At 51.6% G+C, this 5,560-nt stretch carries 5 protein-coding genes; 3 read left to right on the top strand and 2 right to left on the bottom strand.

Features of this window, described 5'->3' with window-relative positions; translation table 11 throughout:
* Window positions 1–41 precede the first annotated feature (41 nt).
* The 3 genes from murQ (at window position 42) to CAG65_RS11740 (ending at window position 3,659) form a co-directional block, all read left to right on the top strand.
* Window positions 42–947: an N-acetylmuramic acid 6-phosphate etherase gene (murQ, locus tag CAG65_RS11750; RefSeq protein WP_161453754.1), complete on the top strand. Its 906-nt coding sequence runs from the start codon at window positions 42–44 to the stop codon at window positions 945–947.
* 31 nt (window positions 948–978) lie between these two features.
* The gene (gene murP / locus CAG65_RS11745) at window positions 979–2,430 is read left to right on the top strand and encodes a PTS N-acetylmuramic acid transporter subunit IIBC (RefSeq protein WP_161453753.1); all 1,452 of its coding nucleotides are present in this window, start codon (window positions 979–981) and stop codon (window positions 2,428–2,430) included.
* A gap of 170 nt (window positions 2,431–2,600) precedes the next feature.
* Window positions 2,601–3,659, top strand: coding sequence for a porin (locus CAG65_RS11740; protein ID WP_161453752.1), 1,059 nt, complete (start codon window positions 2,601–2,603; stop codon window positions 3,657–3,659).
* Between the two features lie 53 nt (window positions 3,660–3,712).
* On the opposite strand, the gene CAG65_RS11735 is transcribed toward CAG65_RS11740, so the two are convergent.
* Both CAG65_RS11735 and CAG65_RS11730 read right to left on the bottom strand, forming a co-directional pair.
* Window positions 3,713–4,330 carry a TetR/AcrR family transcriptional regulator gene (locus CAG65_RS11735; protein WP_052035779.1) on the bottom strand — a complete coding sequence of 206 codons (618 nt, stop codon included), beginning with the start codon at window positions 4,328–4,330 and terminating at the stop codon, window positions 3,713–3,715.
* A gap of 83 nt (window positions 4,331–4,413) precedes the next feature.
* On the bottom strand, window positions 4,414–5,502 hold the full coding sequence (locus CAG65_RS11730) for an efflux RND transporter periplasmic adaptor subunit (protein ID WP_161453751.1): 1,089 nt from the start codon (window positions 5,500–5,502) through the stop codon (window positions 4,414–4,416).
* Between the last annotated feature and the right edge of the window lie 58 nt (window positions 5,503–5,560).

Below are 5,560 nucleotides of genomic sequence, written 5' to 3'. Positions count from 1 at the left end.
CCATAGAATCGCGCTCATTCGTTAGGTAGTGAGAGTGCAAGATGAAGATAGATTTGACCGGTTTGGTCACCGAAAGCCGAAATAATGCCAGCGCGAAGATTGATACGCTGACGACATTTGAGATGCTCAGCGTGATCAATGCTGAAGACCAGAAAGTGGCGCTGGCAGTGAGAGCGGAACTGCAAAACATCACACTGGCGGTGGACGCAGTGACACACGCCTTTAGCTCTGGTGGGCGGCTTATCTATATGGGGGCGGGCACGTCCGGGCGTTTGGGTATTCTGGATGCCAGTGAGTGCCCTCCCACTTACGGTAGCGATCCGGGGCTTGTCGTAGGCCTGATCGCAGGGGGACAGCTGGCGATTCTGAAGGCGGTCGAGAATGCCGAAGATGATCGACGGTTGGGTCAACAGGATCTAGAGCAGTTAAACCTCAGTGAAAAGGATGTGGTGGTTGGTATCGCAGCCAGTGGGCGCACACCCTATGTTCTGGGCGGGCTGGAGTATGCACGCTCGGTGGGGGCGGTAACCGTCTCGGTGGCGTGCAACCCGGGTTGTACGATGGCATCGCTGGCTGATATCGCGATCACCCCGGTGGTTGGCGCAGAAGTGGTGACTGGCTCGTCTCGCATGAAAGCTGGAACGGCGCAAAAGCTGGTCCTGAATATGCTCACTACTGGTGCCATGATTCGCTGTGGCAAAGTGTTTGGCAATCTGATGGTGGATGTGGAAGCGACCAACGCTAAGCTGGTCCAGCGTCAGATCAATATCGTTGCCGAAGCCACTGGCGTGGATGCCGATACGGCGGAAGCGGCGCTCAATGAGTGTGGGCGTCACTGCAAGACCGCCATCGTGATGCTGCTGGCCGATGTGGATGCGGAGCAGGCTCGTTTGCGCCTGAGCGCCCATAACGGATTCATTCGTCCCGCACTCAACAACCCTCAATAACCCACAGTATTAACGCTCTGAAGGATTCACTATGGCAAAAATTACTTCCAATATGATCTCTCAACTGCTGGACGCGGTAGGGGGGAGCAGCAACGTCGCCAAATGTGGCAATTGCATGACGCGTTTGCGTCTGTCGCTGGCAAACAACAACCTGGCTGATCAAGCAACACTCAAGCAGATCCCAGGTGTGATGGGGGTGGTCGAAAGCGATCAGCAGTTTCAGATCATTCTCGGGCCGGGTAAAGCCCAGCAAGCGGCTGAAATGATGAGTGAACTGATTGAGCGTCTGAGTGAAAGTGGGGCAGTGAACCCGACTTATCAGTCGGATCTCACTTCGCTGGCTGCTGAGCAGAAAAAGCAGATGAAGAGCAAGCAAACCAGTGCGGTGCAACGCTTTCTAAGCAAGTTCGCCACCATTTTTACGCCATTGATCCCCGGTTTTATCGCTGCAGGTCTATTGCTTGGCTTTGCGACGCTGCTTGAACAAATATACGTGATCAACCAGGCCCCGAGTCAGTTTATGCTCGATCTGGTGGCGTATATGAAAGTGTTTGGCAAAGGCCTGTTTGCGTTTCTCTCGATTCTGATTGGCTACAACGCACAGCAGGCGTTTGGTGGTTCTGGTGTCAACGGTGCGATTCTGGCGTCGCTGTTTGTTTTGGGGTATGACCCGCAAGCGACCAGTGGTATCTATTCCGGAATGCATGAATTTTTCGGTTTTGCTATCGATCCCCGTGGCAACATCATCGGTGTCTTACTGGCGTGTATTCTCGGTGCTCAGGTCGAGCGTAAAGTGCGTCAGTTTATGCCGGACGATCTGGATATGATTCTGACATCAGTGATCACGTTACTGATCATGGGGGCGGTCACTTATCTGGTGATCATGCCAATCGGGGGCGAGTTATTTAAAGGGATGTCATGGTTGTTTCTCAATCTGAATGACAACCCGATCGGCGCAGCTTTGCTTGCCGGCTTATTTCTGATATCGGTGGTGTTTGGGATCCATCAGGGGTTTGTGCCAGTCTATTTTGCTCTGATGGACGCGCAGGGCTTCAACTCGCTGTTCCCGATATTGGCAATGGCAGGTGGTGGTCAGGTTGGGGCCTCCATGGCGCTGTATTTCAAAGCCAAACAAGACTCTATGCTGCGCTCTCAGGTGAAAGGCGCCATCATTCCCGGTTTGCTCGGGATCGGTGAGCCACTGATTTACGGTGTGACGCTACCCCGGGTTAAACCGTTCGTGACCGCTTGTATCGGCGGCGCTGCAGGAGGTTTTTTTGTGGGGCTGATTGCCTATCTGGGCATGCCGGTTGGCCTCAACACGGTGTTTGGCCCATCTGGTATCGTGGCGATTCCGTTGATGACCTCAGACAGTGGCATTTTCCCGGCCATGCTGGTGTTCGTTGCAGGTCTGCTTATTTCTTACCTGGTGGGTTTTCTGGCCACCTACCTGTTCGGCTGTAAAAACGTCGATTTAAGCTAACCCGTTTTTCCCCTATAGAAACGGGGCGGCAAGCGCCTTTGCTAGTCACAAAGGCGCGCCTTATCCCTACATTCCAGCTGTGTTGATTACTCCTGTGACAACAGGAGGGGATCAGTGCGTCTCAAACACAGCCAAAACAACCATAAATTGTGCATTGAAAGGTGATTCCCATGAAAAAACATTTACTCGCTCTTCTCCTCCCTGCCGCGTTTGTAGCGCATAGTGCCTCAGCGGTGCAACTCTATCAGGCGGAAGATGGTTCTGCTCTGAATCTCTATTCCCGTCTTGGTTTCAATTTGACCGACAAAAACGATCAGTACGGTGATACCAATGGCGAATTTGACGGCCGTATCGGCCTGAACGGCTCACAAACCATTAACGCGCACGCCTCCGTTATTGGCCAGGCGCAATATCAGGTAGGTGCGGCGGAATACGCCAATCAGGTCAATGATAAGCCATCCTTGACGGCTCGTTATGTGTGGGCTGGGATTGATGGTCACGAGTACGGACGGGTCACTGGCGGGCGTGTGGCCTCCGGATTGATCATGTTTACCGACATCGGTGACGTATTCGCATCTTCTGATGTGTCCATGGCCCGTCAGGCGGCAAAAGTCGATAAAACCGCGACTCAGGTGTTTCGTCAGGATGGCACCGTGCAATACCAGAACAGTTTTGGCAACCTGGATGCGTCTGCCGCTTATATTTTAGGTAACAGCACCTCTGAGTTAGATTACGGCTACAACGCAGCCCTGCGCTATACGTTTGATATGGGGGAGTTCGGTCGGTTAGCTCCGGTGGTAGCCATACAAAAAAGCAAAGGTGATCATCGTGAAAGCAATGATACCGATTACACCTTCTGGGGTGTCGGTACGCGTTATTATCTGGGCGATTGGATGGTCGGAGCATTGTATTCGGAAGATAAGCTGGACGGCTATTACGCGCAGACCAGTACCGATGAAGTGACGGAACTTACCGCAGTTTACAATGTAAATGATAAGTGGGCACTGCGCGCGGGCTATCGTTATCTGGATAACAAAGGTGGTGACGAACTGCAACTGAAAGATACTACACTGGAAGTTCAGTTTAAGCTCACTGCGCGGTCATCAATCTATACCAGTTACGTGGATCGTAATGGCCAACGCGGCGATTACAACGGTCAGGAAGTGTCGTTCGGTGGGGCGCACGCCGACGAAAGCTACTACCATCTTGGGTTGCGTTACGAGCTGTAAGCGCGCATCACTGTCCTAAATTGGCCGCAGGAGTTTGTCCCTCCTGCGGTTTTTTATTGCAGTGTGTGAGCAGCGTTGCCGTTGTTGAGCAAAAAGAAATCGATCGCCGACTCAAGGCTTTTTCGACGGTCTTCCTGTTCGTTTGACGCCATGCCAAGAAAGATCGGAAAAAAAGTCCGCCCTTTGACCAGCGCCCAGAGGTTGATTGCCAGTTCATGCGGATCCTGACGGGTCAGCGCACCGTAATCCATGGCCTCCGACAGCCAGTTTTCGAGTGGACACACTTTGATCTCGCCGACATCATTGAGATGGCAGGTGCCCTGACACATGGATTCAATGGTGATGGCCACCAGTAAGCGGCGTTTTTCACAGCTAAGCACCCGCTCCAACTGGAAATCAAACAGCTCAATCAACTGAGCACGGATCTCTCGCTGAGGATTAAAGGCAGGGAGTGGCTCATCACTTTTCTCATGCAAAACGTGATGCACTACGGAACGATAGAGGTTTTCTTTTGAGCCGAAGTGCGCATACACCGTTGGTTTCGTGGTATTGGCTTGCTTGGCAATACTGCACAATGAGGCCCCCTGAACGCCCTGTTGTTTATAACATTCAATCGCAGCAGCTATGATGTTGGCCTTGGTTTTTTCGCCGCGTCGGGTTCGTTTGTCCATCTGATTTTCGTTCAATTTTTCTTGATTGATGTGGTTGTCATTCGTTGTGTCCATTGAGCAGTTACACCGATTCAGATTGCGGATTAGCGGTACAAGACTTCGTTTAACTGTTCAATCACGTTGATTGACGGTTCGATGCGGTTGCCGACTAGGTGAGGAGCTTCGTCGTCGTTGACGATAAAACTTTTTGCCGATAAACCGCCGCTGAGCGCCACGTAACCAGTGAAGGATTCTTTGGTGTAAATCGGTTCAATTGGTTGCTCGAGCACCACACGTTGCTCGTTTAGTACGTAGACGTAAGACTGGCCATCAATCTGCTGCACCGCACTCTGCGGGACCAGCATCACTTTCTGTTTCTGAGGTGCGTTGAGATAGAGACGAGTTTTGGTGCCCACAATGATCTTACTGTTGCTGTTGTCAAACAGCGCATAAGCATCAACATTTCCGGTATTTTGGTCTATGACCGAACCAACATAATGCAGTGTCCCATCGGTATAGGTGGTGGTGTTTCCGTGCGAAACCGACACCACCGGAGAGTTTTCGGGATCCTGATCATTAACCAGTTCACTGAATGCATCCATCTGGGCGGCAGGCGCGGAGAAGTGCAACTCTACTTTGTCGGTGGCGACCAGATCGGTCAGCACCGTGCCCGGCGTCACATACGTGCCTGCGCTTTGGGTGTTCTTACCGATTTTGCCGGAAAACGGTGAATAAATGGTTTGTTTAGCCATGGCACTCTTGGCTTTGAGTAGTCGGGTTCTGGCACGTTCGACACTCTGTTCGGCCAACAAGGCGCGTGCTTCTTTTGAGCCGTACTGACGGGTGATTTCAAGCAGGTTCTGCATCGCCAGACGATATTCATTTTCTGCTGTGGCCAACGTCAGACGGGCATAATCCTCATCGAGGCGGTATAGCGGGTCACCTTTTTTTACGTGCTGACCATCTTTGAAGTAGACTTCGACGATTTTACCGTCGGTTTCAGCCACAATCTGAGTGAATTCGGAAGCCCGGTATTCGCCGCTAAACGGATACAGCACCGTGGCCTGACGCACCATCGGTAGCTGGACCGAAAATGCTGTCGGTACCGGTTTAGTTTTTGCTGCGAGCATGTCGCAATTGAATAAAGCCACTGAAGTCGACACTAGCCCTAGGGCAAGGCTAAGTTTTTTCATTATTTTGCCTTGTATTTTTTTATAGTTAATTTTTATGAATGGGTGAATGAATTAATAG

Source organism: Vibrio sp. V39_P1S14PM300, assembly GCF_009904765.1.
Classification (GTDB): Bacteria; Pseudomonadota; Gammaproteobacteria; order Enterobacterales; family Vibrionaceae; genus Vibrio; species Vibrio proteolyticus.
The sequence above is the reverse complement of the archived record's forward strand: the minus strand, read 5'-3'. Positions and strand labels throughout refer to the sequence as shown.